22 protein-coding genes, 1 tRNA gene and 1 riboswitch are annotated in these 24,954 nt (G+C 62.2%); of the genes, 11 read left to right on the forward strand and 12 right to left on the reverse strand.

What is annotated here, in order from left to right; genetic code table 11:
• Positions 1-17: 17 nt before the first annotated feature.
• The 3 genes from NKJ00_RS30050 (at position 18) to NKJ00_RS30060 (ending at position 3,770) form a co-directional block, all read left to right on the forward strand.
• The gene (locus tag NKJ00_RS30050; RefSeq protein WP_352613076.1) at positions 18-1,508 is read left to right on the forward strand and encodes a hypothetical protein; all 1,491 of its coding nucleotides are present in this window, start codon (positions 18-20) and stop codon (positions 1,506-1,508) included.
• A gap of 197 nt (positions 1,509-1,705) precedes the next feature.
• On the forward strand, positions 1,706-3,619 hold the full coding sequence (locus NKJ00_RS30055) for an acyltransferase family protein (protein WP_352632327.1): 1,914 nt from the start codon (positions 1,706-1,708) through the stop codon (positions 3,617-3,619).
• A gap of 77 nt (positions 3,620-3,696) precedes the next feature.
• Positions 3,697-3,770 (forward strand) — tRNA-Gly (locus NKJ00_RS30060).
• A 2-nt stretch (positions 3,771-3,772) separates the two neighbouring features.
• Here NKJ00_RS30060 and NKJ00_RS30065 read toward each other — a convergent pair.
• Together NKJ00_RS30065 and NKJ00_RS30070 are read right to left on the reverse strand one after the other, a co-directional pair.
• Positions 3,773-4,009, reverse strand: coding sequence for a hypothetical protein (locus NKJ00_RS30065; RefSeq protein ID WP_023813880.1), 237 nt, complete (start codon positions 4,007-4,009; stop codon positions 3,773-3,775).
• Positions 4,010-4,231: 222 nt separating this feature from the next.
• Positions 4,232-5,221, reverse strand: a complete 990-nt coding sequence (locus NKJ00_RS30070; protein ID WP_352613080.1) for a LysR family transcriptional regulator — start codon at positions 5,219-5,221, stop codon at positions 4,232-4,234.
• Positions 5,222-5,533: 312 nt separating this feature from the next.
• Here NKJ00_RS30070 and chvE point away from each other — a divergent pair, with 312 nt between their 5' ends.
• The 4 genes from chvE to araD1 all read left to right on the forward strand — a co-directional run bounded on the left by chvE (position 5,534) and on the right by araD1 (position 10,841).
• Positions 5,534-6,604 (forward strand): multiple monosaccharide ABC transporter substrate-binding protein, encoded by a 1,071-nt coding sequence (gene chvE, locus NKJ00_RS30075; protein WP_023813878.1) that lies wholly within the window; start codon positions 5,534-5,536, stop codon positions 6,602-6,604.
• Between the two features lie 123 nt (positions 6,605-6,727).
• Positions 6,728-8,260 (forward strand): multiple monosaccharide ABC transporter ATP-binding protein, encoded by a 1,533-nt coding sequence (gene mmsA, locus NKJ00_RS30080; RefSeq protein WP_023813877.1) that lies wholly within the window; start codon positions 6,728-6,730, stop codon positions 8,258-8,260.
• Complete coding sequence (mmsB, locus tag NKJ00_RS30085) at positions 8,257-9,549, forward strand: multiple monosaccharide ABC transporter permease (RefSeq protein ID WP_023813876.1); 1,293 nt, start codon at positions 8,257-8,259, stop codon at positions 9,547-9,549. The genes mmsA and mmsB overlap by 4 nt, the downstream gene beginning before the upstream one ends.
• A gap of 299 nt (positions 9,550-9,848) precedes the next feature.
• Positions 9,849-10,841, forward strand: coding sequence for an AraD1 family protein (gene araD1 / locus NKJ00_RS30090; protein WP_352613082.1), 993 nt, complete (start codon positions 9,849-9,851; stop codon positions 10,839-10,841).
• Positions 10,842-10,896: 55 nt separating this feature from the next.
• Here araD1 and NKJ00_RS30095 read toward each other — a convergent pair whose 3' ends face one another.
• Both NKJ00_RS30095 and NKJ00_RS30100 read right to left on the reverse strand, forming a co-directional pair.
• Complete coding sequence (locus NKJ00_RS30095) at positions 10,897-11,667, reverse strand: ABC transporter substrate-binding protein (protein WP_352554073.1); 771 nt, start codon at positions 11,665-11,667, stop codon at positions 10,897-10,899.
• 99 nt (positions 11,668-11,766) lie between these two features.
• Positions 11,767-12,861, reverse strand: a complete 1,095-nt coding sequence (locus NKJ00_RS30100) for a 2'-deoxycytidine 5'-triphosphate deaminase (RefSeq protein WP_352443181.1) — start codon at positions 12,859-12,861, stop codon at positions 11,767-11,769.
• Positions 12,862-12,999: 138 nt separating this feature from the next.
• A riboswitch (SAM riboswitch) is annotated at positions 13,000-13,077 on the forward strand.
• A 57-nt stretch (positions 13,078-13,134) separates the two neighbouring features.
• Between NKJ00_RS30100 and NKJ00_RS30105 the strand changes: the two genes are divergently transcribed.
• Complete coding sequence (locus tag NKJ00_RS30105) at positions 13,135-14,322, forward strand: O-succinylhomoserine sulfhydrylase (protein WP_023811337.1); 1,188 nt, start codon at positions 13,135-13,137, stop codon at positions 14,320-14,322.
• A gap of 5 nt (positions 14,323-14,327) precedes the next feature.
• Here NKJ00_RS30105 and NKJ00_RS30110 read toward each other — a convergent pair whose 3' ends face one another.
• Both NKJ00_RS30110 and NKJ00_RS30115 read right to left on the reverse strand, forming a co-directional pair.
• The gene (locus NKJ00_RS30110; protein WP_352613086.1) at positions 14,328-15,479 is read right to left on the reverse strand and encodes a ceramide glucosyltransferase; all 1,152 of its coding nucleotides are present in this window, start codon (positions 15,477-15,479) and stop codon (positions 14,328-14,330) included.
• Between the two features lie 121 nt (positions 15,480-15,600).
• Entirely contained in the window at positions 15,601-15,804 is a 204-nt protein-coding gene (locus NKJ00_RS30115) for a hypothetical protein (RefSeq protein WP_352554071.1), read from the reverse strand.
• 25 nt (positions 15,805-15,829) lie between these two features.
• On the opposite strand from NKJ00_RS30115, the gene apaG reads away from it, so the two are divergent.
• Entirely contained in the window at positions 15,830-16,222 is a 393-nt protein-coding gene (gene apaG / locus NKJ00_RS30120) for a Co2+/Mg2+ efflux facilitator ApaG/CorD (RefSeq protein ID WP_013533640.1), read from the forward strand.
• Positions 16,223-16,270: 48 nt separating this feature from the next.
• Here apaG and NKJ00_RS30125 read toward each other — a convergent pair whose 3' ends face one another.
• From NKJ00_RS30125 to NKJ00_RS30135, 3 genes are all read right to left on the reverse strand, one after another.
• A complete protein-coding gene (locus NKJ00_RS30125; RefSeq protein WP_352613088.1) occupies positions 16,271-17,302 on the reverse strand; it encodes an Hsp33 family molecular chaperone in 1,032 nt (343 codons plus the stop codon).
• A 78-nt stretch (positions 17,303-17,380) separates the two neighbouring features.
• Positions 17,381-18,292, reverse strand: a complete 912-nt coding sequence (gene argF / locus NKJ00_RS30130) for an ornithine carbamoyltransferase (RefSeq protein WP_352613090.1) — start codon at positions 18,290-18,292, stop codon at positions 17,381-17,383.
• Between the two features lie 17 nt (positions 18,293-18,309).
• On the reverse strand, positions 18,310-19,509 hold the full coding sequence (locus tag NKJ00_RS30135; protein ID WP_023811341.1) for an aspartate aminotransferase family protein: 1,200 nt from the start codon (positions 19,507-19,509) through the stop codon (positions 18,310-18,312).
• A 358-nt stretch (positions 19,510-19,867) separates the two neighbouring features.
• Between NKJ00_RS30135 and NKJ00_RS30140 the strand changes: the two genes are divergently transcribed.
• A complete protein-coding gene (locus NKJ00_RS30140; protein WP_023811342.1) occupies positions 19,868-20,386 on the forward strand; it encodes a GcrA family cell cycle regulator in 519 nt (172 codons plus the stop codon).
• Positions 20,387-20,499: 113 nt separating this feature from the next.
• Here the strand turns inward: NKJ00_RS30140 and NKJ00_RS30145 are convergent, their stop codons facing one another.
• From NKJ00_RS30145 to NKJ00_RS30155, 3 genes are all read right to left on the reverse strand, one after another.
• Positions 20,500-21,510 (reverse strand): magnesium and cobalt transport protein CorA, encoded by a 1,011-nt coding sequence (locus NKJ00_RS30145; protein ID WP_023811343.1) that lies wholly within the window; start codon positions 21,508-21,510, stop codon positions 20,500-20,502.
• An 89-nt stretch (positions 21,511-21,599) separates the two neighbouring features.
• Complete coding sequence (gene phoU / locus NKJ00_RS30150; protein ID WP_352632329.1) at positions 21,600-22,325, reverse strand: phosphate signaling complex protein PhoU; 726 nt, start codon at positions 22,323-22,325, stop codon at positions 21,600-21,602.
• A gap of 113 nt (positions 22,326-22,438) precedes the next feature.
• Positions 22,439-23,704, reverse strand: coding sequence for an ATP-binding protein (locus NKJ00_RS30155; protein ID WP_352632331.1), 1,266 nt, complete (start codon positions 23,702-23,704; stop codon positions 22,439-22,441).
• Between the two features lie 224 nt (positions 23,705-23,928).
• Here NKJ00_RS30155 and ppk2 point away from each other — a divergent pair, with 224 nt between their 5' ends.
• A complete protein-coding gene (ppk2, locus tag NKJ00_RS30160) occupies positions 23,929-24,837 on the forward strand; it encodes a polyphosphate kinase 2 (protein WP_352632333.1) in 909 nt (302 codons plus the stop codon).
• Positions 24,838-24,954: the final 117 nt, after the last annotated feature.

The raw sequence follows: 24,954 nt of genomic DNA on the forward strand, positions 1-24,954 counted from the left end.
TGGCTTTGGGGCATGATGTGAGCGAGATTCAATCGACTGTGCACGCCTTGCCGTCATTCGAGGATTCGCAGCGCATCCGGCTGATCTTCTGCCTGCTTGCGGCCTTGGCGATGGCGGGAGCACTGGCTGCCCAGGCCGGTTCCACCCTGCAGGATCCCGACAGCTGGTGGCAAGTCAAGGTCGGGCTGGATTTCCTGGCAAACCGGACATTTCCGGCAGTCGACCCTTATTCCTACACTTTTGCCGGCCAGCCGTGGATTGCCAAGGAATGGCTGGGGCAGGTCCTGCTGGCTCTTGGCTACCAGGCAGGAGGCTGGAACGGGGTGGTCACGCTGATCATCGCCTCGATCTCCCTGACGGTGCTCCTGATGGGGTGGTTTCTCAGCACATGGCTGAAGCCGATGCTGGCGATTACGCTGGCCTTCGCCGCAGTGTTCCTGATCAATCCGATTTTCACCTCGCGTCCGCATGTCTTCACGTTCCCGATCATCGTCATCTGGACGGAGATGCTCTTTCGTGCGGCACGGGAAGAGCGGGCGCCGCCATGGTGGCTGCTTGTGCTGGTTGTGTTGTGGGCGAACCTGCACGCCACCTTCACCTTGAGCTTCGTCATCGCGGCTTTCGCCGGTCTCGATCTGCTGGAGCGCACAGGCCTGTCGAAACCTGCCCTCGTGGCGAAATGGATCGCATTCGGGCTGCTTTGCCCGCTGGTCAGCCTGATCCACCCCTATGGCGTCCAGGCCATACTGGCGACCCTGACCGTGGCCTATGGCAATGAGGCCGTGCCGCTGATCATGGAATGGAAACCGTTCAGTCAGCCGGATGGCCCCGTCCAGGAAGCTGCGATTCTGCTGGCGCTTTTCGGGCTTCTGGTGTCACGGCTGCGAATTGGCTGGGCCAAGGCGTTGTTCGTCGTCTTCACCTTGCATGTCTATCTCGCCCATGTGCGTTTCATGTATCTGTTCTTCCTGCTGGTTCCCCTGATGATCGCGGTCGAGGTCGCACAGCAATATCCCTCGCTTTCGGCCACCACATGGCTGGCGGAAAAGCGCGACGGACTGGAAAATTTCCTCGCCAGGCGGTTCTATGCGATCTGCGGCGCGGCAGCCGTCTTGCTGATCGGCGCGGTCGCCGTGGTTGGCGGTGCCTATCAGGTCGCGCCAAGCCCGAAGACGTCGGCCAGCGGGGCGCTGGCATTCGCCGAAAGCCATCATCTGTCCGGCAACGTGCTGAATTCCTACAATTTCGGCGGCACGCTGATTTTCCACGGGTTCAAGACCTATATCGACGGACGGACGGACCAACTGTTCCTGGGCGGTTTTACAAAGAACGACAACGAGACAGGACAAAGCGGCGGCAGGCCGCTCCTCGAAGCCCGCCTGAAGAAATACGCAATAGGCTGGGCGCTGCTGTCGGCCGACGACAGCCGCATTCCCTTCTTCGACCAGTTGGGCTGGAAGCGGGCCTATTCGGACGACCATGCAGTGATCTATCTGCCTGGCGCCTGATCCTGGTGCGTTGCTGGCGAATTTCGCGACGGCCAATATATGCCTTGACACGCATATTGCAGCGCAGCAAAATTACTGCCTGAGGGTAAGCCTGTGAGATCGACGAGCCGGGAATTTCAGCACGACCGAAGGCATCGCCGCATGAGCGTGTCGGGTGCGGCCGCACGGATCCTGGTGGTCGCGCGCGAGCCGGCCGGATGAACTACCGGCGCGACATCGACGGCCTGCGGGCCGTTGCGGTGCTGCCCGTCGTGCTCTTCCATTTCGGCGTGTCCGCCATTCCTGGCGGCTTCACCGGTGTCGACATCTTCTTCGTCATATCGGGCTATCTGATCAGCGGCAGCCTGCTCGATGATCTTGAGCGGGGCCAGTTCTCGATCGGCCGCTTCTACTGGCGCCGCGCACGGCGCATCCTGCCGGCGCTGACCTTCGTCATCCTGCTCGCGAGCATTGCCGCCTGGTTCATCCTTCTGCCATCGGACCTCCACGAATTCAGCCTTAGTGTGATCGCCGCCTCGACCTTCTGGTCGAACGTCTATTTCTGGAAAACGACGAACTATTTCTCCATCAACGCCGAACTGCGGCCGCTCCTGCACACATGGTCGCTTTCGGTGGAAGAGCAGTATTATATCTTCGCGCCGATCCTCCTTTATCTGATCTACCGATACGTCTCGAAGCGCTGGCTGACGGTACTTCTGCCGATGGCCGTCGGCAGCTTTGCCCTGGCAGTCATAGCAACCTCGCTGGCACCGACGGCAGGCTTCTATCTCTTGCCGACGCGCATATGGGAGCTGGCGCTGGGCGCCATGCTGATGTTGCGGAAGCCTCCGGTCCTAGCCAGTCGGCTGGCGGCGGACCTGATCGGCCTCGCCGGCTTTGCCCTGATTGCATTTGGCTTTGTGATGATTTCGGACAGCGATCCGTTTCCCGGCTACAATGCCCTATTCCCCTGCATCGGAACAGCTCTGCTGATCTATGCTGGCCAGGATAGCGCCGACAGGCCGGCATCTGTCGCCACTCGCGTGCTTCGGTTGGCGCCGCTGGTCTGGGTCGGCCTCATTTCCTATTCGCTTTACCTCGTCCACTGGCCGATCAACTCGTTCGTCCATTATCTCTCCCTGAAGACTGTCGGTGTGCCAACGATTATCGCGATGACGGTGGCCAGTTTCGCCTTGGCGGCATTCTCCTGGAAATATGTCGAGCAACCCTTCCGCCACAAACGTGCCTATACCGCCCCGCTGCCTATCTTCGCCTTTTCGGCGACGGCAATCGTGCTGCTGTGCGCCGGTGGTTTGGCCGGTGCACTGGGCAACGGTTTCCCGCAACGGTTTCCGGATTTCTCGACCGAACGTATCCGGGTCGGCGACTGGCGCAACGGCATCTGTTTCAACGAAAACGGGACCCGCATCGAAGACTGGAACCTCGCCGACTGCACCCGTACAACGGGCTTTGCCACCAATGTGCTGCTGTGGGGCGATTCTTTCGCTGCCCATTATGTTCCGGGACTTGAGCCCAACGCCCAGAAAATCCAGGCCAATGTCATCCAATACACCTATGCCGGCTGTCCGCCCGACCTGACCTATTTTTCCTATGCTCGGCCCGCCTGCACCCGCTTCAACGAACGGGCCTTGTCGATCATTCGCGACGCCAACATCCAGGCGGTGATCTTGAGCGGCCGATGGACCGACTACCAGGCCAGGGGCTTCGACGGCCTGCAGAAGACGATCGATCGGCTTCGCGAGATGGGGGTCAAGGTCTATACCGTCGGCCAGTCTCCGGAATTCATCGCCGACGTCCAGAAGATCGCTTTCTTGGTGAAACGGGAGCATGCCGGAACCACATCCTGGCCGATGGCTATGGATCCGGACATCAACGCACGGGTTCTGCCGTTCACCAAAGGGGCCGATTTCATAGATCCGCTGACATATCTGTGCGACTCGGCCGGTTGTTCATACGCCGACGCCGAGACCAATGAATTTCTCTACTTCGACTATGGCCACTTCTCTTCCGCCGGCGCGACGCTGGCCATCTCGAAATACTGGCCAAGCTTCGCCACCAGCAATAAGGTCGCGGAGGCAAAACGGCAATTCACGGCCGCGGGCGCACCGTGATCCGCAGCACGACCGTCGTGAGAACAGACCGCTTTGCGATTGCCCGAAGCCGGGCCCTCATGGTAACGAGGGCGCACGCGGGTATGATGTAATGGTAGCTTGTCAGCTTCCCAAGCTGAACGCGAGGGTTCGATTCCCTCTACCCGCTCCAGTCTAAGGCGTCAGAACCATTTCAGCGCCTGCCTGTTCGTCGAACACAACCGAGCAGCCTCGCGCAAGCGCCACCGTTGCGAGGGCGTTTGCTGCCACGTCATCCGATGAAACGAAATCGCCGGTCAACACCCGCAATTCTTCCACGCCTTCAGCCATGGAAACGAAATTCCCGACCGATCGATCGTGCTTGCAGGCCTCGATCACGTAAAGCAGATCGATGATTTCGAAGCTGCGCATGTTCAGCCTCCAGAAGAAATCGTCCCTTGCAAGATCATGAACGCATTGGCGGGAAACAATGTTCCCAGTTCGCTTTCGCTAGAGCAATTCCAGGAACGGTTTTCCGTCCGGAATTGCGTCAAAACGAGGAGTTAGAGCGGGTCGCCGTTTCCGTGAAACGGTGAACTGCTCTAGCCTCGGCCTGGCGGTGCTTTCGCCGGACAACCTTACCCGAGCGAGCCATCATCCCACTTCTCTCAGAATGAAGTCGTGCAGCATCTTGGCGGCCGGCGACAGCGCGCGATTCTTCACCGTGATCAGGCTGTAGGGCCTGACCTCGATGTCGAATTCGGTCTGGACGACGTCGATGGCGCCGGCCAGCCCGTCAGGGTTCTGGATGAATTTCGCCACCTGGACAGAGACCGGTGCGATGGCATCGGATTGCGCGACCATGACCAGGGTCAGGAGCAGCGAACTGGTGTTCAGGATACGATCCGGCAAAGCGATGTTGCGGTTGAGGAAGTTGCTCTCCATGGCCTGGCGCAAGGGCGAGCCGCCAGACTGGAAGACCCAGTCATAGGCGGCGGTCTCTTCCAGCCGCACCGCCTCGCCCTTGGTGAGCGGATGGCCCCGGCGCACGATCAGGCAGGCCTTCTCGACGCCGATGACGCGCGACTCGAACAGCCGCGGATTGAGATCGTCCGGTATGCGCGCGATGATGAAATCATGACGCGTGGCGATCAGCTCGCGTGCCAGCACATTGGAGGTCTCGACCTGCATGGTGATCTCGATGCGCGGATAGATGCGGCGGATCTCACGAATTGCCGGCACCGCCAGCTCGATAGCCGGCGCGGTCACAGCACCCAGGAAAACCGAACCACCCTTGCCCGCCTTGAGCTCGGAAATCTCGCGGTCGACCTCGCGCATCTCCAGCAGGATCGAGCGCGCCCGCCTGGCCAAAGCCTTGCCGTATGGCGTCAAGGTGATACCGCGCGGCAGCCTCTCGCACAGCTTGACCTCCAGCACCGCCTCCATCTCCGCGATCATGCGCGAGGCCGCCGGCTGCGAAATGTTCAGAACCTGGGCTGCCGCGCTGACTCGGCTGTGGTCGTCGAGCGCGACGATCATGCGCATGTGACGCAGACTGAGACCGCTGCGCAGCAGGGTTTCGCCATCGCCCGGTGCTTCTCTGTAACCATTTGAAGCTGTTGTCAGATTCCTGGGCGGCGCCATCGCTTTTCCCTGCCTTCTGCTCGTGTAAGGCCGACCTTGGAGTCAGCCCGTCACGTCCCAATACATATACCAACCATGATATAGCAACCATCAAAGATCGCATTTGACAGTTATGGCAAAGACCCACACCCTCCGCGCGTTCCAAGACGTGACGGTCGCTGACGAGAAAAATCGTATCGATTGAACCAGCGTCTCGGGGCCATGGGAGGATACCGGAGATCGATATGACGGCAGCAGTGCCTTGGCGCTTCTGCACGATTGCGCGGCCCGCGACCCCCGGGGTGCCGCGTCCATCAAACAGGGAGAGTTAAAGTGAAAATCATCAAGACACTGGCCGCCGTCGCGGCCCTTGGCATCGCTGCCATGACTTACTCGGCGCACGCAGCCGACAAGGGTCTTGTCGGCGTGCTGATGCCGACCAAGACCTCGCAGCGCTGGATCAATGACGGCGATGCCGTCAAGTCCCAGCTCGAGGCTCTCGGCTACACCGTCGACCTGCAATACGCGCAGGACGACATCCCCAACCAGCTCAGCCAGCTGGAAAACGAAATCACCAAAGGCCCGAAGGCGCTGATCATCGCTTCGATCGACGGCACCACCCTGTCGGATGCTCTGCAGAAGGCCGCTGACGCGGGCGTCGTCGTCGTCGCCTATGACCGCCTGATCAAGAAGACCGCCAATGTCGACTACTACACCACCTTCGACAATTTCGGCGTCGGCGTGATCCAGGCGAATTCACTGGTCAAGGGCCTCAAGGAGCGCTTCCCGAACACCAAGCCGTGGAACGTCGAACTGTTCGGCGGCTCGCCCGACGACAACAACGCCTTCTTCTTCTACAATGGCGCCATCTCCGTCCTGCAGCCGCTGATCGACGACGGCTCGATCAAGATCAAGTCTGGCCAGACCGGCATGGACAAGGTCGGCACGCTGCGTTGGCTCGCCGCCACCGCCCAGGCGCGCATGGACAATCTGCTGTCGGCCAACTATTCGGACGGCAGCCGCGTCGATGGCGTTCTGTCGCCCTATGACGGCCTGTCGCGCGGCATCACCGCCTCGCTGCGCGCCGTCGGTTACGGCACCGAGGCTCAGCCGTGGCCTGTTGTGACCGGCCAGGACGCCGAAACCGCTTCGGTCAAGCTGATCATCTCGGGCGAGCAGTACTCGACCGTGTTCAAGGACACCCGCGAACTGGCCAAGGCCACCGTCGAACTCGTCGACAAGGTGCTCTCGGGCGGCAAGCCGGACGGCCTCGATGAAAAGACCTACAACAACGACGTCAAGGTCGTTCCTTCGATCCTGCTGACGCCGCATGAGGTCGACAAGTCGAACTACCAGGCGCTGGTCGTCGACTCCGGCTACATCAAGGCCGACGAACTGAAGTAATCCCGGTTACAAAGTCAGGGGGTCCTGCGCAACGCAGGGCCCCTTTTCGTTCACCAGCGAGCCCGGTATTGTCACCGACCTCGCCGGCAATGTTTGCCGAGCTCTCAAGGAGCGGTAGTCCCCATGGCCTCGACGATTTTGGAGATGCGCGACATCACCAAGACGTTTCCCGGCGTGAAGGCGCTGTCGAACGTCAATCTCAGCGTCGAGGAAGGCGAGATCCATGCCGTGGTCGGCGAAAACGGCGCCGGCAAGTCGACGCTGATGAAGGTGCTGTCGGGCGTCTATCCCTCCGGCACCTATGACGGCCAGATCATCTTCCAAGGCCAGGAATGCCAGTTCAAAGGCATCCATGACAGCGAACACAAGGGCATCGTCATCATCCACCAGGAGCTTGCGCTGGTGCCGATGCTGTCGATCGCGGAAAACATCTTCCTCGGCAACGAACACGCCAAATTCGGCGTCATCGACTGGGATGCCAACGAGGCGCGCACCAGCGCGCTGTTGAAGAAGGTGGGCCTCAAGGAGGACCCCAAGACGCTGATCACCAATATCGGCGTCGGCAAGCAGCAGCTGGTCGAAATCGCCAAGGCGCTGAGCAAGGAAGTCAAGCTGCTGATCCTGGACGAGCCGACGGCTTCGCTGAGCGAGAAGGACAGCCAGGCGCTGCTCGACCTTCTGCTCGAGTTCAAGCGGCAAGGCATGACCTCGATCCTGATCTCGCACAAGCTCAACGAGGTGAACCGGGTCGCCGACAAGGTGACGGTGATCCGTGACGGGCGCACCATCGAGACGCTGGCCAAGAAAGACATCTCGGAAGACCGCATCATCACTTCGATGGTCGGCCGCTCACTCGACGACCGCTATCCGCCGCGCGAGCCTGATATCGGCGAGGTCGTGTTCGAAGTGAAGAACTGGTCGGTCTATCACCCGATCCATGCCGAGCGGCAGGTGATCAAGGGTATCGACATCAACGTGCGCAAGGGCGAAGTGGTGGGTATTGCCGGGCTGATGGGCGCTGGCCGCACCGAATTCGCCATGAGCCTGTTCGGCCGCTCCTACGGCCGCCGCATCTCCGGCGAGGTGCTGCTCAAGGGCAAGCCGGTCGACGTATCCTCGGTGAGCAAGGCGGTCCAACACGGCATCGCCTACGTCACAGAGGACCGCAAGACCTACGGTCTCAACCTCATCGACCATATCAAGCACAACATCACGCTGGCCAATCTTGGCGGCGTCTCGCGCCACAGCGTGATCGACGACATGCGCGAGCTCGCCGTTGCCAACGACTATCGCAAGAAGACCAATATCCGCGCGTCCAGCGTCTATCAGATGACCGGCAATCTCTCCGGCGGCAACCAGCAGAAGGTGGTGCTGTCGAAATGGCTGTTCGCCGACCCGGACGTGCTGATCCTCGACGAGCCGACGCGCGGCATCGATGTCGGCGCCAAGTACGAAATCTACACGATCATCGCCCGCCTCGCGGCTGAGGGTAAGGCGATCGTCGTCATCTCGTCGGAAATGCCAGAATTGCTCGGCATCACCGACCGCATCTACGTCATGAACGAAGGGCGCATCGTGGGCGAAATGCCCGCCGCGGAAGCAAGCCAGGAAAAAATAATGCGCGCCATCGTTCGGGGAGAAGGAAAAGCAGCATGAGCACCGAAAGCGCCCCCGCCCCGCAGAGCAAAGTCGCCGAAGACGTGCAGCAGGGTCCACGCATCGCCGTCTCGGCGCTGGCGACGAACCTGCGCGAGTACGGCCTGATCCTGGCGCTGATCGCCATCATGGTGTTCTTCCAGTTCACCACGAACGGAACGCTGTTCAAGCCGGTGAACCTGAGCAATCTGGTGCAGCAGAACTCGTTCATCATCGTGATGGCGCTGGGCATGCTGCTGGTGATCGTCTCCGGCCATATCGACCTCAGCGTCGGATCGGTCGCCGGTTTCATCGGCGCGCTGGCGGCGATGATGATGGTCATCTGGCCGCTCGGCCCGTTCAGCAATCCGCTGGTGGTGTCGATCATCTGCCTGATCGTGGGCGGCGCGATCGGCGCCGCGCAAGGCTACTGGATCGCCTATCACCGAATACCGAGCTTCATCGTAACGCTGGCCGGCATGCTGATCTTCCGCGGCATCTGCCAGGCCCTGCTGGGCGGCGGATCCTCGGTGGGGCCGCTACCCGATGGCTTCAAGGCGCTCAGCTCCGGCTTCATTCCGGATGTCATCGGGCCACTGACGCTTATCCCGCCGACGGTGAACGCGGCCGGCAAGACCATCATGGGCAGCGGCCTGACGCTGCACATGACGACGATCGTGCTGGGCCTGATCGCCGTGCTGGCCTATGCCTATTTCGGGGTGAGGACGCGCCGCAAGCGCGAACGCCATGGCTATGAGGCCGAGCCCTTTGCCCTGTTCGTCGTCAAGACGCTGGTCGGCAGCGCGCTGGCCCTGTTCCTGGTCTACCAGTTCGCCAGCTACAGGGGCCTGCCGGTGGTGCTGCTCGTCATGGGCGTGCTGATCTCGCTGTTCGTCTTCGTCACCAAGCGCATGACCATCGGCCGCCGTATCTACGCCATGGGCGGCAATTCCAAGGCCGCGCAGCTGTCGGGCATCAACACCGAGCGGCTGACGCTGATGGTGTTCATCAATATGGGCGTGCTGTCGGCGCTCGGCGGCCTGATCATCGCGGCGCGACTGGGACAGGCGGTGCCGGCCGCGGGCCTCGGCAGCGAGCTCGACGTCATCGCCGCCGTCTTCATCGGCGGCGCCTCGGCCATGGGCGGCGTCGGTCAGGTCATCGGTGCGGTCGTTGGCGGCTTCATCATGGGCGTGATGAACAACGGCATGTCGATCATGGGCGTCAATGTCGACTGGCAGCAGGTGGTCAAAGGCCTGGTGCTGCTCGGTGCCGTGATCTTCGACGTCTACAACAAGAACAAGGCCTGAACGGGCTTAAGAGCAATTCCAAGGAAAAGTGTGAAACGGTTTTCCGCCCGGAATTGCACCACAATGAGTTAGAGCGGTTCGCCGTTTCCGTGAGACGGTGAACTGCTCTAGTCGAGGCAAGCAGGAGGCATACGATCGCGGCGCTGCCGGCAACCCGGTAACAGAAGTCCCTGAGGGACCAGGCCCGCGAGCGCAATCCGAACTGAGAATTTAAACCGTGGCATGGACGAGGTCCGGCCGCGCCGAGCAAGGTCTGCCGTTTTGGCAGCCCTGCCAAGGCAAATGAGAGAGGATTCATCATGCTGATCTCCCAGATCCTTGACGACGCCGAGACCATCCGCGTCGTTGCCCGCAATAGCGGCAAGACCCGGATCATCAATGGCGCCCGCAGCGTCTATTCGCTGGCGATGGAGGCCGCCCGCACCGGCGTCGGCCTCGTCGCGCTGATCGAACGCAAAGGACTTGGCGAGACGGTCGATCTCGAGGCCGCTTACAAGAAGGGGCGGCTGCTGTCGCCGATCAACCACCCCGATCCGGCGCATCTGCACCTGACGGGCACCGGGCTGACGCATCTCGGCTCGGCGGCGACGCGCGATTCCATGCACAAGAAGCTGAGCGCCGACGGCGAGGAGCAGCTCACCGATTCCATGAAGATGTTCCGCATGGGGCTGGAGGGCGGCAAGCCCGCGAACGGCCAGATCGGCGTGCAGCCGGAATGGTTTTACAAAGGCAACGGCACGATGGCGGTGGCGCCAGGTGCCGCACTCCTGTCACCGGCCTTTGCCAAGGACGCCGGCGAAGAGCCCGAGGTGGCCGGCATCTATGTCATCGGCGACGACGGCGCACCTTTCCGCGTCGGCTTCACGCTGTCGAACGAGTTTTCCGACCACGTCACCGAGCGCGTGAACTATCTGTTCCTCGCCCATTCCAAGCTGCGCAACGCCTCGTTCGGTCCGGAAATCCTGATCGGCGACCTGCCGCCCGATATCCGCGGCACCTCGCGCATCGTGCGCGACAGCGAGGTGCTGTGGGAAAAGCCGTTCCTGTCCGGTGAAGCGAACATGTCGCACACCATCGCCAATCTCGAACATCACCATTTCAAATACGCGGCCTTCCGCCAGCCGGGCGACGTGCATGTGCATATGTTCGGTACGGCGACGCTGTCCTTCGCCGACGGCATCAAGACCGAGGCCGGCGATGTGTTCGAGATCGAGGCTGGGGACTTCGGCCTGCCGCTGCGCAACCCGCTGGAGATCGAGCTGCCCGTGAAGGTGGCTGTGAAGGCGCTTTGAGGTAGCACCCTCCCTTCTCCCCTTGTGGGAGAAGGAAGAGACGCTCTTCGACGTTTCAATAAATATCGAAGTCGAAATACTTGGCCTGAATCTTCTTGTAGGTGCCGTCGGCGACGATCGCGTCGATGGCCGCGTTGAGCTTGTCGCGCAGGGCCGTGTCTTCCAGGCGCACGGCAATGCCGGCTTGCGTTTCGGTGCCCTTGACGTCGCCGACCAGCTTGCAGCAGCCGTCGCTTGCCTTCTTCAGCCAGTCCATCAGCACGAACTTGTCCGAGATCACGGCGTCAAGGCGGCCGTTGGTCAAGTCGGTGATCGCCTCTTCCTGGGTCGGATAGAGTTTGGCCTCCGCGCCCGCCTTGCCATATTCATTCTGGGCATAGTCGGCCTGCGTGGTCGAAGCCTGGGCGCCGACCGTCTTGCCGGCAAGGGCCGCCGGTTCGGTCGAGGTCAGGTCGCTGTCCTTCGGCGCCACCAGGGCGAGCGGTGTCGTATAATATTTGTTGGTGAAGGCGACCTGCTTCTTGCGCTCCTCGGTGATGCTCATCGAGGCGATGATGGCGTCGAATTTCTTCGCCTGCAAAGCGGGAATGATGCCGTCCCAGTCCTGCGTGACGATCTCGCATTCGACCTTCATCTGCGCGCACAGCGCATTGGCGATGTCGATGTCGAAGCCTTCGACCTTGCCGTCAGCGGTAATGGTGTTGAACGGCGGATAGGCGCCCTCGGTGCCGATCTTGATTTTCTCCTGCGCCTGCGAAAGCGAGCCGGCCGCCATCACCAGCATGGCAGCGCCTGCTGCCGATATGATCCATTTTGAAATCTGCATTTTCTTGGTTCCCCTTGAACGCCGGCATCTTGACGGGCGGCAAGGCAGCCAAGCATGGCGCGCCGGTACAGGCAAGTATTTTGCCTTGGGGCAATGAGGTCAGCGCGCGGCGCGGAAATGCTTGGACAGCTTCAGGCCCTGCGCCTGGTAGTTGGAGCCGAGATCGGTGCCGTAGAGGGCCTGCGGCCGCTTCAGCATGTGTTCGTAGACCAGCCGGCCGACGATCTGGCCATGGTCGAGAATGAACGGCACTTCATGACTGCGCACTTCCAGCACCGCCCGGCTGCCCGTGCCGCCAGACGCGGAATGGCCAAAGCCCGGATCGAAGAAGCCGGCATAGTGGACGCGGAACTCGCCGACCAGCGGATCGAAGGGCGTCATCTCGGCGGCGTAGAGCGGCGGCACATGCACCGCCTCCTGGCTGACGAGGATGTAGAACTCGTCGGGGTCGAGCACCAGTTCGCCGGCGCCGCTCTTGTGGATCGGCTCCCAGAAGTCGACGACTTCCTGGGCCGCGCGCTTGTCGACATCGACGAGGCCGGTGTGATGCTTGCCGCGATAGCCGACCAGACCGTTTTGGTCGCCGTTGAGGTCAATCGACAGCGCGATGCCGCCGCCGGAAATATTCGGCGGCTCGGTGGCGACCAGCGTCTGCGCGCGATGCAGGTCGTGCAGCTCGGCTTCCGAGAGCAGCGCATTGCCGGTGCGGAAGCGTATCTGCGACAGGCGCGAGCCGGTGCGCACGACGATCGGGAAGGTGCGGGGGCTGACTTCCAGAAAGAGCGGGCCATGATAGCCGGCAGCGATCTTGTCGAACTCGTGGCCGCGATCGGTCATGACCCGGGTAAAGATGTCGAGCCGCCCGGTCGAGCTCTTCGGATTGGCCGAGGCCGAAATGTCCGCCGGCAGCGCCAGGCTTTCAAGCAAGGGCACGATATAGACGCAGCCGGTCTCCAGCACCGCGCCCTCGGCAAGATTGATCTCGTGCAGCTGCAGCCGGTCGAGTTTTTCCGAGACCTTGTGGTTGGGGCCGGGCAGGAAGGAGGCCCGCACCCGCCAGGCCTTGTCGCCGAGCCTGAGATCAAGGCTGGCCGGCTGGATCTGGTCGGCGTCGAGCGCACGCGCCGACTTCAGCGCGCCGGACTGGAACAGCGCCGAAATGTCCTGATCGGGAAGAATGCCTGTCTGCCGCAAGGCTCCACTCCTAGGTCAGACGTTTTTCTTGTCGCAGGTTCTTGTCGCAAAACCGTGGAACACTTTTGCGGAACCTGCTTGGTACAAACCTCTTAATGAAGCCGGCAATTGACGCAAGCGCGGCGCGGGTCTAAAGGGTCGTTATCCCGTGGTGATTTGGCCGGTCGGCTTGCAGCCACGTTAAACAAGTCGCTAAAGGACCGTCGGGCCGCAAGGCCGTATGGACCGGTTGCGACTTTCGCGGCCGGTTTTTTTGTGTCTGGAAGAAAAGCGATGAGCACCAAGAAGCACAACTGGAAGCCTCAGACGGCACTCGTGCACAGCGGAACGCTGCGTTCCGGTTTCGGCGAAACGTCGGAAGCGATTTACCTGACCCAGGGCTATGTCTACGAAACGGCACAGGCCGCCGAAGCCCGTTTCAAGGGCGAGGAGCCAGGCTTCATCTATTCGCGCTACGCCAATCCGACCGTCGACATGTTCGAGAAGCGCATGTGCGCCCTCGAAGGCGCCGAAGATGCCCGCGCCACCGCCTCCGGCATGGCCGCGGTGACGGCCGCCCTTCTGTGCAGCGCCAAGGCCGGCGACCACATCGTGGCGGCGCGTGCGCTGTTCGGATCCTGCCGCTGGGTGGTCGAGACGCTGGCGCCGAGATACGGCATCGAGGCGACGCTGGTCGACGGCACGGATATCGCCAATTGGGAAAAGGCGGTCAAGCCGAACACCAAGCTGTTCTTCCTGGAAAGCCCGACCAATCCGACGCTGGAAGTGGTCGATATCGCCGCTGTCGCTTCGCTTGCCAATTCGATCGGCGCAAGGCTGATCGTCGACAATGTCTTCGCCACGCCCCTGCAGCAGAAGCCCTTGCAGCTCGGCGCCCATATCGTCGTCTATTCGGCGACCAAGCACATAGACGGCCAGGGGCGCTGTCTCGGCGGCGTGATCCTGTCGGACAAGAAGTGGATCGACGAGAACCTGCACGATTATTTCCGCCATACCGGCCCAAGCCTGTCGCCCTTCAACGCCTGGACGCTGCTGAAAGGCCTGGAAACACTGCCGCTGCGCGTGCGCCAGCAGACGGAAAGCGCGGGCAGGATCGCGGATTTCCTGGCCGAACGGCCGGAAATCGCCCGCGTCATCTATCCCGGCCGCGCCGACCACCCGCAGGCCGATATCGTCAAGAAGCAGATGTCGGGCGGCTCGACGCTGATCTGCCTGGACGTCAAGGGCGGCAAGCAGGCGGCCTTCGCCTTGCAGAACGCGCTCGACATCGTCTTGATCTCCAACAATCTCGGCGATGCCAAGAGCCTGATCACCCACCCGGCGACGACGACGCACAAGAATCTGAGCGACGAGGCGCGCGCCGAGCTCGGCATCGGGCCGGGCACGCTCCGGCTGTCGGTCGGGCTGGAAGACACCGACGATCTGCTTGAGGACATCGCGCAGGCGCTGAAGGCCAGGTAGGACCTTCAGGCGCCGGACGGCGTCTCCTCCAGTTCGGCCGTCTTGGTGCCGATGGTCATCGCGTTGCCGCGCCAGTCGACGGCGCCGCCAAGCCAGCCGCGCGCCCACAGCGCTGGCAGGATCAGGTCGCGCATCATGATCGCGGCCACCATGCGTGGCGACAGGTACCAGCCCTTGGACCAGGCCAGCGCGCACTCGGGAAGGTAGAAGGCTACCAGCACTGCAAGGGCGGTTGCCCAGAGGCTGAAGCCCGCACTGGCCGCGGCAATCAGCGCAAGCACCAGCGGCACCACGGCGCCGGTCAGGATTTCGGGTGCGAAGAACAGCGGGAAAGTGACGCGGCGCAGGCGCGCCCAACGGGCCTGACGCGACCAGATCTCGTCAAAAGAGCGCCGGCCAAGCGGCTGCTCGAAGGGGGCGGCGACGAGATTGACGCGCAGGCCGAGACCGTTCACCAGCTTGGTCGCGGCGGCATCCTCCGCGATCTCGGCGGCCAGCGCGCGGATGCCGCCATTGGCGTCGAGCATCGGCTTGTTCCAGAGCATGCTCTTGCCCTGGGCAAAGCCAAGGCCGAGCGCATCGCCGGCGTATTGCCAGCGCGCCTGCAGCGTGTTGAGGAAAGCGCATTCGACCTCGGCCCAGAAGCCGGCCGGCCGCGAGCCAATCGGCGTCGAGCAGACAAGGCCGGTGCCGGGCCGCCAGGCAGCCATCAGATGCTGGACGTAGTCCCTCGGCATCAGCACGTTGGAATCGGCCAGGACGACCCAGTCGTGCCGCGCCGCCTCCCAGCCCTTGACGCAATTGTTGAGTTTCGGATTGGCGCTGATGCGGTCGTCGCCGACAAGCAGCCGGGCCGGCACTTTCGAAAACCGGACGATCGTCCTGTTTATCAATTTGACCACCGGATCGTCGGCATGGGCGACGCAGAAAATCAACTCGTAGCACGGCCAGTCGAGCGAGAAGGCGCGCTCCAGCGTCTCCTGCGTGAACGGCTCGACGCCGCGCGACGGCACGACGATCGACACCGGCCGTGGCTTGCCGGCCGGCGCGGCAATGGCGCGGCGCCGTTTCAGACGCGAAGCGGCGAGCACGATGCTGGCGAGATTTGAGAGAATGAGGGCAGTTGAAAGCGTGGCGGCTATGAGAGTGAGTTCCATCGAGATCCGGTCACTCCAGGAAAACCGGTCCGCCAGAACAATCTGGCTGGCATGACGACCGATTCAACAATTCGACAGAGCGCCCGAGTCGCGCGGCACTGGTCGGCGCACACCATCATTGTCATGTGTCACTTAAATGACATTCTTTGCCGCCACCTGCGGTTCCGTCCGCAATGACAGGACGCGCACCGTTGACCAGCCCGCGTGGAGCGCCGAAAGTTCGACCTAGAGCCTGTTCCATCCCGATTGAACCGGGATGGGGCTCTATCTCTGTTTCTTTGAGCATGATCTTTTCTGAAAACCGGTTCCCACTTTTCAGGATCATGCTCTAGATTGTTTTGGAGCCGCTTATGTATAGCGCCGTCACGCGCAACATCGAAGTGCAGGTCAGGCCGTTCTATCTGGAGGACCGTTCGGATCCCTCGGAGAACCGCTATGTCTGGGGCTATCAGATAACGATCGACAATCAGTCGGACGATTTCGTGCAGCTTCTGTCGCGCTATTGGCACATCACCGACGGCACCGGCCGGGTCGAGGAAGTGCGTGGCCCCGGCGTGGTCGGCGACCAGCCCGAACTCAATCCCGGCGACAGCTACCAGTACACGTCCGGTTGCCCGCTCTCGACACCATCCGGCATCATGGTCGGGCACTACACGATGCGCAACAAGCGGGGCGAGACGTTCGACATCGCCATTCCGGCGTTTTCGCTGGATCTGCCGGGGACGCGGCGGACGGTGAATTGATTTCGCCTCACCGGCCGCGGAGCGGCCGGTGAGGCGTGGTTTTTTTCTCTACTGGGCCGCAAATTCCGCCGGATCGAAATCATATTGCTTCGAGCAGAATTCGCAGGCGACGTGGATGCCGCCGTCCTCTGTACTGTCCTTGATCTCCTGCGCGGAAAAACCCTCGAGGATGCCGCGGATCTTGTCCCTGGAGCACGAGCACTGGTCGGCGACCGGAACGCCGCCGAAGACGCGCACGCCATGCTCGTGGAACAGCCTGTAGAGCAGCCGCTCGGCGCCGATCGTCGGGTCGATCAGTTCGGTCGGCTCGATCGTACCGAGCAGCGCCAGCAACTCCTGCCAGGAATTGTCGACCGGGTCGTGGACCTCCTCGCGCGGATCGCCATCGCCACCCGGCAGGTCCGGGACGCGCATGCGCTCGGGCGACTGCGGCAGGAACTGCGCCAGGATACCACCGGCGCGCCACTGCTCGCGGGCACCGCCAGGACCGGGCGTCAAAAGCTTGGCCACCGACAGCCTGAGATCCGTCGGGATCTGCTCCGACTGGCGAAAATAGGTGCGCGCAGCATCCTCCAGCGTCTCGCCGTCGAGCTGGACGATGCCCTGATAGCGCTGCGTGTGAGCGCCCTGGTCGATGGTCAGCGCCAGCGCGCCGCTGCCGAGCAGCGTCTGCTGCGAGGTTTCGCCGGCCGCGACCAGCGCTTTCAGCCGGTCGGCATCGAAACGCGCATAGGCGCGCAATGCCGAGGGCGTGGAAAAATCGGCGACCAGCATGTCGACAGGCCCGTCGGTGCGGGTCTGCAGGATGAATTTGCCCTGGAACTTCAGCGAAGTGCCGAGCAGCACGGTCAGCACACAGGCCTCCGCCAGCAGGCGGGCGACCGGCTCGGGATAATCGTGGCGGCTGAGGATGGCGTCCAGCATCGGCCCGAGTTGGACGGTGCGGCCCCGCACATCGAGCGGGCCGACCTCGAACGGCACGACATGATCGTCGCCGGCATAGCCGAATTCGCCGAGTTTGGGGTGATGTTCAGTCACTTGATAGGTTTCCAACATGACAAAGCTCCGGGGCGCGGCCATGCCGCCCTCCGGGGCGCATGCGTCGAAACGCGCTGTTTTTGCGTGATGGCCCGCAGATAGGCATCACACCTCCGGAGATCAAGCGCCGAGGCACCAGGCGAGCACGGCCTTCTGGGCATGGAGCCGGTTCTCGGCCTCGTCGAAGACCACCGAATGCGGTCCGTCGATGATCTCGTCTGTCACTTCCTCGCCGCGATGCGCCGGCAGGCAGTGCATGAACAGCGCGTCCGGCTTGGCCTTCGCCATCAGCTTGGCATTGACCTGATAGGGCGAGAACACATTGTGGCCGCGGGCGCGATGCTCCTGGCCCATCGACACCCAGCAATCGGTGACGATGCAGTCGGCCTGGTCGACGGCCTCCTCGGGCGAGCGGGTGAAGTGCAGCTTGCCGCCGTGCGCCTGCGACCAGTCGATGTGCTTCTGCGCCGGCTCGCTGCCTTCGGGCACGGCGACGTTGAGGTTGAAGCGGAATCGCGCCGAGGCCTCGATCAGCGAATGCAGCACATTGTTGCCGTCGCCGGTCCAGGCGATGGTCTTGCCGGCGACCGGACCGCGATGCTCCTCGAAGGTCATGATATCGGCCATCAGCTGGCAGGGATGGGTGTCGTCGGTCAGTCCGTTGATCACTGGCACGGTGGCGTTCTCGGTCAGCTCCAGCAGTCGCTCATGCGAGGTGGTGCGGATCATGATCGCATCGACATAGCGCGACAGCACCTTGGCGGTGTCGGCGATGGTCTCGGAACGGCCGAGCTGCATCTCGGTGCCGGTCAGCATGATGGTCTCGCCGCCGAGCTGCCGCATGCCGACGTCGAAGGAGACGCGTGTGCGCGTCGACGGCTTGTCGAAGATCATCGCCAGCACCTTGCCTTCGAGCGGTTTGGTGCGCTCGCCGGCCTTGAGGCGCGCCTTTCGCACCACCGCATCGTCCAGCATGAAGCGCAAATCGCCTTCGGAAACGGCGGAAAGATCGGTGAAATGGCGAACTGACATCAGCAATGGTTCCGGGATTACTTCGCCGCGGCGGAAGCGATCGCCTCCGCCAGGCCCTTGGCGCCGGCGCGAATGCGGTTGAGCGCGTCATGGATCTCGGCGTCGGTGACGGTGAGCGGCGGCAACAGGCGAATGACGTTGTCGCCGGCCGGAACCGCCAGCAGGTGCTGGTCGCGCAAGGCCATGTTCACCTTGGTGTTGGGCATGGCGCATTTGAGGCCGAGCATCAGCCCGGCACCCCTGATGTCCTCGATGATTTCGGGAAACTCGTCGGCGACCGACGCCAGCCCCTGCTTCATGAGCAGCGCCTTGCGTTGGACATCTTCGAGGAAGCCGTCTTCCAGCACGACGTCGAGCACGGCGTTGCCGACTGCCATGGCCAGCGGGTTGCCGCCGAACGTGGTGCCATGCACGCCAGCGGTCATGCCGACGGCCGCTTCATCCGTGGCAAGGCAGGCACCCATCGGGAAGCCGCCGCCAATGCCCTTGGCGATCGCCATGATGTCTGGCGTTACACCTGACCATTCATGCGCAAACAGCTTGCCGGTGCGGCCGATGCCGCACTGGACCTCGTCGAAGATCAACAGCAGGCCGTGCTGTTCGCACAATTGCCTGAGCCGCTTCAGCGATTGCGTCGGCACCGGACGGATACCGCCCTCGCCCTGCACCGGCTCGATCAGGATGGCGGCCGTCTCCGGCGTGATCGCCTTTTCGGCGGCGTCGATGTCGTCGAAACTGACCTGATCGAAACCTTCGACCTTGGGGCCGAAGCCCTCGAGATATTTGTACTGGCCGCCGGCCGCGATGGTCGCCAGCGTGCGGCCATGGAAGGCACCTTCGAAGGTGATGACGCGGAAGCGCTCGGGGTGTCCGTTGACGAACTGGCAGCGGCGCGCCGTCTTGATCGCGCATTCCAGCGCCTCGGCGCCGGAATTGGTGAAGAACACCTTGTCGGCGAAGGTGGCGTCGGCCAGCCGCTCGCCAAGCCGGCTCTGCCCGGGGATCTCGTAGAGGTTGGAGACATGCCACAGCTTGGCTGCCTGCTCGGTGAGTGCGGCGACCAGATGCGGATGGCTGTGGCCCAGCGAATTGACGGCGATGCCGCCGGCAAAGTCGAGATATCGCTCGCCCTTGTCGGTAATCAGCCATGTGCCTTCCCCGTGGTCGAAGGCCAGGGGTGCGCGAGCAAAGGTCTCGTAAAGCGCCGAACCGCTCATTATATGCGTCTCCGGTACCGGAAAATCAAAAAAGCCGCCAAAGCGGCGGCCTGTGCGGCTTATCCCGTTTTTCGGCCATGAAGTCAACGAAAACGTCGCGTAGTGGCGCGCGGCAAGCCCCCTGACGGGACGCCGGCTCATAAGCGACCGGGCAAGTTGGGGAAAACCGAAAAAACCGATTCGTGTTGCACTTGGGACTCTTGTCACCGAGTCAGCGCATAGAGTAGTTGTAGTCGAGAAATAACTAGATTTCGTGCGGCGGACCTAATCACCAGATATATGTGGTGTCTGCCCCGGCAAATGTTGCCGGGTCGGGAGAAGGATTCCGATTGCCGCACGCTTAGAGGAGCGCGGTCTCATGAACTGGACTGACGAGCGGGTAGAACTCTTGAGAAAACTGTGGTCGGAGGGTCTGAGCGCAAGCCAGATTGCTGCGCAGCTTGGAGGGGTCAGCCGCAATGCGGTCATCGGGAAGGTGCATCGGCTGAAACTCTCGGGCCGCGGTCGCTCGACCGCCACGCCGGCACGCCAGAAAAAGGCGGCACAAGGATCGACCGTCCAGAAATCGGTATCACGCGCTGCAACCACGGCACGCCATGTCACGACATCGATCGGCGCGACGGCCTTGCAGACACAGTTCGACGCCGAACCGGTGGCGCGCCATTATATCCGTCCGGTTGAGAATGTCGTGCTGCCGATCTCGCGGCATCTGCAGCTGGTCGAGCTGACCGAGCGGACCTGCAAATGGCCGAACGGCGATCCGCTTTCAGAGGACTTCCATTTCTGCGGCAACGATGCCGCCGAAACCGGTCCGTACTGCAAGTACCACGCCCGCGTGGCATTCCAGCCGGCATCGGAGCGGCGGCGGAGCCGATAGTTAGGGATTGGGCAGTAGGCAGTAGGCAGTAGGGGCAATATGCTCTGAATTTCTTGCCCTAATGCCTACTGCCTACTGCCTACTGCCTACTGCCTACTGCCTACTGCCTACCCTCACAGCCACCCGTTCTTCCTGAACCGCCAGTAGAGAAACGTGCAGATCAGCACGATAGCGCCCAGCACCACCGGATAGCCGTATTCCATCTTCAGTTCCGGCATGTCGCTGAAGTTCATGCCGTAGATGCCGGCGAGCGCCGTCGGCACCGCCAGGATTGCGGCCCAGGAGGCGAGCTTCTTGGTGTTCGCGGTTTCCTGACTCTGGCCGACCAGCAAGCTCGCCTCGAAAGCGAACGCCAGCACCTCGCGCAGACTGTCGATCTTCTCCTGGACGGTGCGGATGTGATCGGTGACGTCGCGGAACAGCGGATGCATGGCGGTGTGTATCTGCGGCAGCTCGGCGCTGGTCAGCCGTCGGCAGACTTCGACCAGCGGAAGCGCGGCATTGCGCAGGCGTAGGAGATCGCGGCGCAGCATATAGAGCCGTTCGATGTCGGGAGCGGTCATCGGCTTCAGCAGAACCTTGTCCTCGATCGCCTCGACCTCGTCCTCGATCTGCTCGAGCACCGGCATGTAATTGTCGACGATGAAATCGAGAATGGCGTAAAGGACGAAATCCTCACCCTTGGCCAGCGAGTGCGGGCAGCTTTCCCAGTGCTGCCGAACGGCGGCATAGGACGTCGAAGGACCGTGCCTGACGCTGACGATGTAGCCTGAGCCAACAAACAAATGGGTCTCGCCGAAGGTGACCCGACCGTCGATCAGCTGCGCGGTGCGAGCGACGATGAACAAGGCGTCGCCATATTGCTCGATCTTCGGCCGCTGGTGCGGGTGCTCGGCATCCTCGATTGCCAGCTCATGCAGGTGAAATTGCGCCTGGACGCGCAGCAACAGGTTACGGTCGGGCTCCAATAGGCCGATCCAGACGACATGACCGGATTTCTTTGCCCATTCGCCGGCTTCCTCGATGGGAATGTCGGCGATGCGGCGCCCGGCCGTGTAGACGCCGCAAGCGATAATGCCGGATGTCGGCCCAGGCGCCGGGGTCAGGTTCCGAACATTTTCCATCACGACCTCCCGGAGCAAATCCACGGACGAGGATAGAGGCAAAGCCCGGAAAGCTTAGCGTAAATCGGATTACGGTTCGAGAGGCGCGTTCACTTCAGCGGCTGCGTCCCGGAAAGGCTGATTTTGTCGGTCTTGTCGCCCTTGGGCCGCTCAGCCGGCAACTGATCGCCGGTGACGATGTAGTAGATGGTCTCGGCTATGTTGGTGGCGTGATCACCGATACGCTCGATGTTCTTGGCGCAAAACAGCAGATGCGTGCAGGGCGTGATGTTGCGCGGATCTTCCATCATGTAGGTCAGCAATTCGCGAAACAGCGATGTGTACATGGCGTCGATCTGGTCGTCACGATCGCGCACGAAGCCGATTTTCTCCACCGAGCGAGACGCGTAGACGTCGAGCACTTCCTTGAGCTGGGTCAACGCCAGGTTGGACAAAGCCTCGAGGCCGCGGAACAGGCTGGTCGGCTGGCGTCCGTCGGTGACGGCGACCACCCGCTTGGCAACGTTCTTGGCGAGATCGCCAACCCGTTCGAGGTCGGCGGAGATGCGAATGGTCCCGACGATCTCGCGCAAATCCCCCGCCATCGGCTGACGCTTGGCAATGATGATGATCGCCTTGTCGTCGATTTCGCGCTGGCCCTCGTCCAGTACGGTATCGTCGCGGATGACCTTCTGGGCAAGGCCTGGGTCGGCATTGACGAGAGCGGCGACCGCCTGTTCGACCATGCGCTCGGCATGGCCGCCCATCGCGGCGATACGCTTCGACAGATATTTCAACTCCTCGTCATAAGCGCTGACGATGTGCACGGACTGCATGGCAAAATGCCTTCCCACGGGGTGTTTTGATTTTGAGTCGTTTCCTCGAATCCCCGCTGATACGCTAGCCGGATGACAGAAAAAAGAAACAGTCCCCTTGAATTAGGGCGATATCAGTGCGTCGGCAAATGAACCGAGAATGCCGCGCCGTTGCCGACTTCGGACTTGATCGAAAGCCGGGCGTTGTGGCGCGTCAGTATATGCTTGACGATCGACAGGCCGAGGCCGGTGCCTTTCTGGGTCCGGCTGGTCTCGACGTCGACGCGGTAGAAGCGCTCGGTAATGCGCGGAATGTGCTCCTCGGGAATGCCGGGGCCAAAGTCCCTGATCGTCACGTCGATGCCCGGCTCTGATCCGGCATCGCCATGCGCTATGGATACAACCACGCGCCCACCCGACTGCCCGTATTTGCAGGCGTTTTCCAGGAGGTTCTCGAAAACCTGGAAAAGCTCATCGCGATCGCCAGGCACATGAAGCGGCCCATCGGCGTAGTGCCGCTCAATGGCAACGGCGTTTTCGCTGGCCAGCGGTCCGAGCGAGTCGATGACGCTGTCGACGGTCTGGCGCAGGTCCACCTCGGTTCCCGGCTTCAGATAGGGTTTCATCTCGAGCCGCGACAGCGACAACAAATCGTCGATCAGACGCGCCATGCGACCGGTCTGGCTCTGCATGATCTGCAGAAACTGGTCGCGCGCCGCCGCGTCATTGCGGGCTGGTCCGCGCAGCGTTTCGATAAAGCCGGCGATGGAGGCGAGCGGCGTGCGCAATTCGTGGCTGGCATTGGCGATGAAGTCGGCGCGCATGCGGTCTATCCTGCGTGCTTCGCTCTGGTCCTTGAACACCAGCACATAGAGATCGGTGGCGTGACCGACCGAGGACACGCTCACCCGGTAGGCACGTTCGACCGGCAGCTTCTCCATGTAGTCGACGACATCGGAGGCGACATCGCCCGATAGCACGCCATCCAGCAGGGTCTGCATCTCCGGCGCCCGGAATTTCAGCGACAGCGACATGCCTGGCGCGATGCCACCAAAAGCGGCGAAGGCGGCGGCGTTGGCATGGACGATGGTGGCAGCCCGGTCGAAGATGATCAGCGGATCGGCGACGGCGGCGGCCAGATATTCACCCGAGAGCCGCTGCAGGCCGATGGCCTCCATGGCAGCGCCGCTGCCGGTGGATTGGCGCGCGCCGGTGGCCGGCAGTATTGCCGCTGCAAGCAGCAACAGCAGCGCCGCGGGGACGACATAGGCTGAAATCCCGGCCAAGGCATAGACGGCGACGACCGCGGTGACGCCGGCCGCGAGCAGCCAGCGGCTATGCCACAGCCGTGCGGCCATGCTTTGCGTGATGCCTCTCTGCTCAGTATCCAGGTCAGCCATTCGCTCGTGACCTGCCCCCCAATGTCTTCGCACCCGGTCGCACGGTGGCGGAAAACTTCCACCAGACCGCTTGCCGCATGACCCCGAAAATCGGGAATCGATTTTCGGAAAGGATCATGCGCAAATTAAAAGTGCTACAGCGTCCTTTGCGCATCCAAACGGACGCGCGGCGCTGTAGTGGCTCCCCATAGCATGAGTCCGGAAGCTGGAAAGGGTTCGTCTCGATGAAAAAAGCCAAGGAAAGTCCCGCCGCGCCAACTTCGGGGCCGCTGAAGATCAGGATCGGCGGCAAGGAGAGGGAGTTCGACATCGGAAATCCCGTGCTTCCCGACTGGGTCGAGGATAACAAGCTGACCGCTGGCGGCTATCCCTACGACAAGAAGATGAAAAGCGACGAGTATGACGAGATGCTCGAGAAGCTGCAGATCGAGTTGGTCAAGGCGCAGGCCTGGCTGCAGTCGACCGGCAAACGGGTGATGGCGCTGTTCGAGGGTCGCGATGCTGCCGGTAAGGGCGGCACGATCTTCGTGGTGCGCCAGTACCTCAATCCGCGCACGGCACGCAACGTGGCGCTGACCAAGCCGACCCCGACCGAACTGGGGCAATGGTACTACCAGCGCTATGTCGACTACTTCCCGACTTCAGGCGAATTCGTCACCTTCGACCGGTCCTGGTACAATCGCGCCGGTGTCGAGCCGGTGATGGGTTTCTGCACGCCGCAGCAGCACGAGCAGTTTCTCGAGGAGACGCCGCATTTCGAACGGATGATCTCCAACGAGGGCATCCACTTTTTCAAATTCTGGCTGAACATCGGCCGGGAGACGCAGCTCGAGCGCTTCCATGACCGTCGCTACAGCCCGCTGAAGAGCTGGAAGTTTTCGCCCATCGACGTTGCAGGCATCACCAAGTGGGACGACTACACCAAGGTGCGCGACACAATGTTCGAGCGCACCCACAAGGAATTCGCGCCGTGGATCATCGTACGGGCCAATGACAAGCGGCGCGCGCGGCTGGCGATCATGCGGCGCATTCTGTCGTCTCTGCCCTATGAGGGGCGCGATCTCGAAATTATCGGCAAGGAAGACAAGAAGATCATCGGCGAAGGGCCGTCATTCCTCGGTAAGCAGGATTGACGCTTCCGCGCCCCGCCGCCATTGGCCCCCGGCGCCTTTGATTTGCGCAAGCCCCCCCCCCGGCGCAACCCAGGAAAACCCCCCCCGGTGGGTGGTTCAGAAACCCCCGCGGGCAAA

This window comes from Mesorhizobium sp. M0227, from assembly GCF_040321855.1.
Taxonomy (GTDB): domain Bacteria; phylum Pseudomonadota; class Alphaproteobacteria; order Rhizobiales; family Rhizobiaceae; genus Mesorhizobium.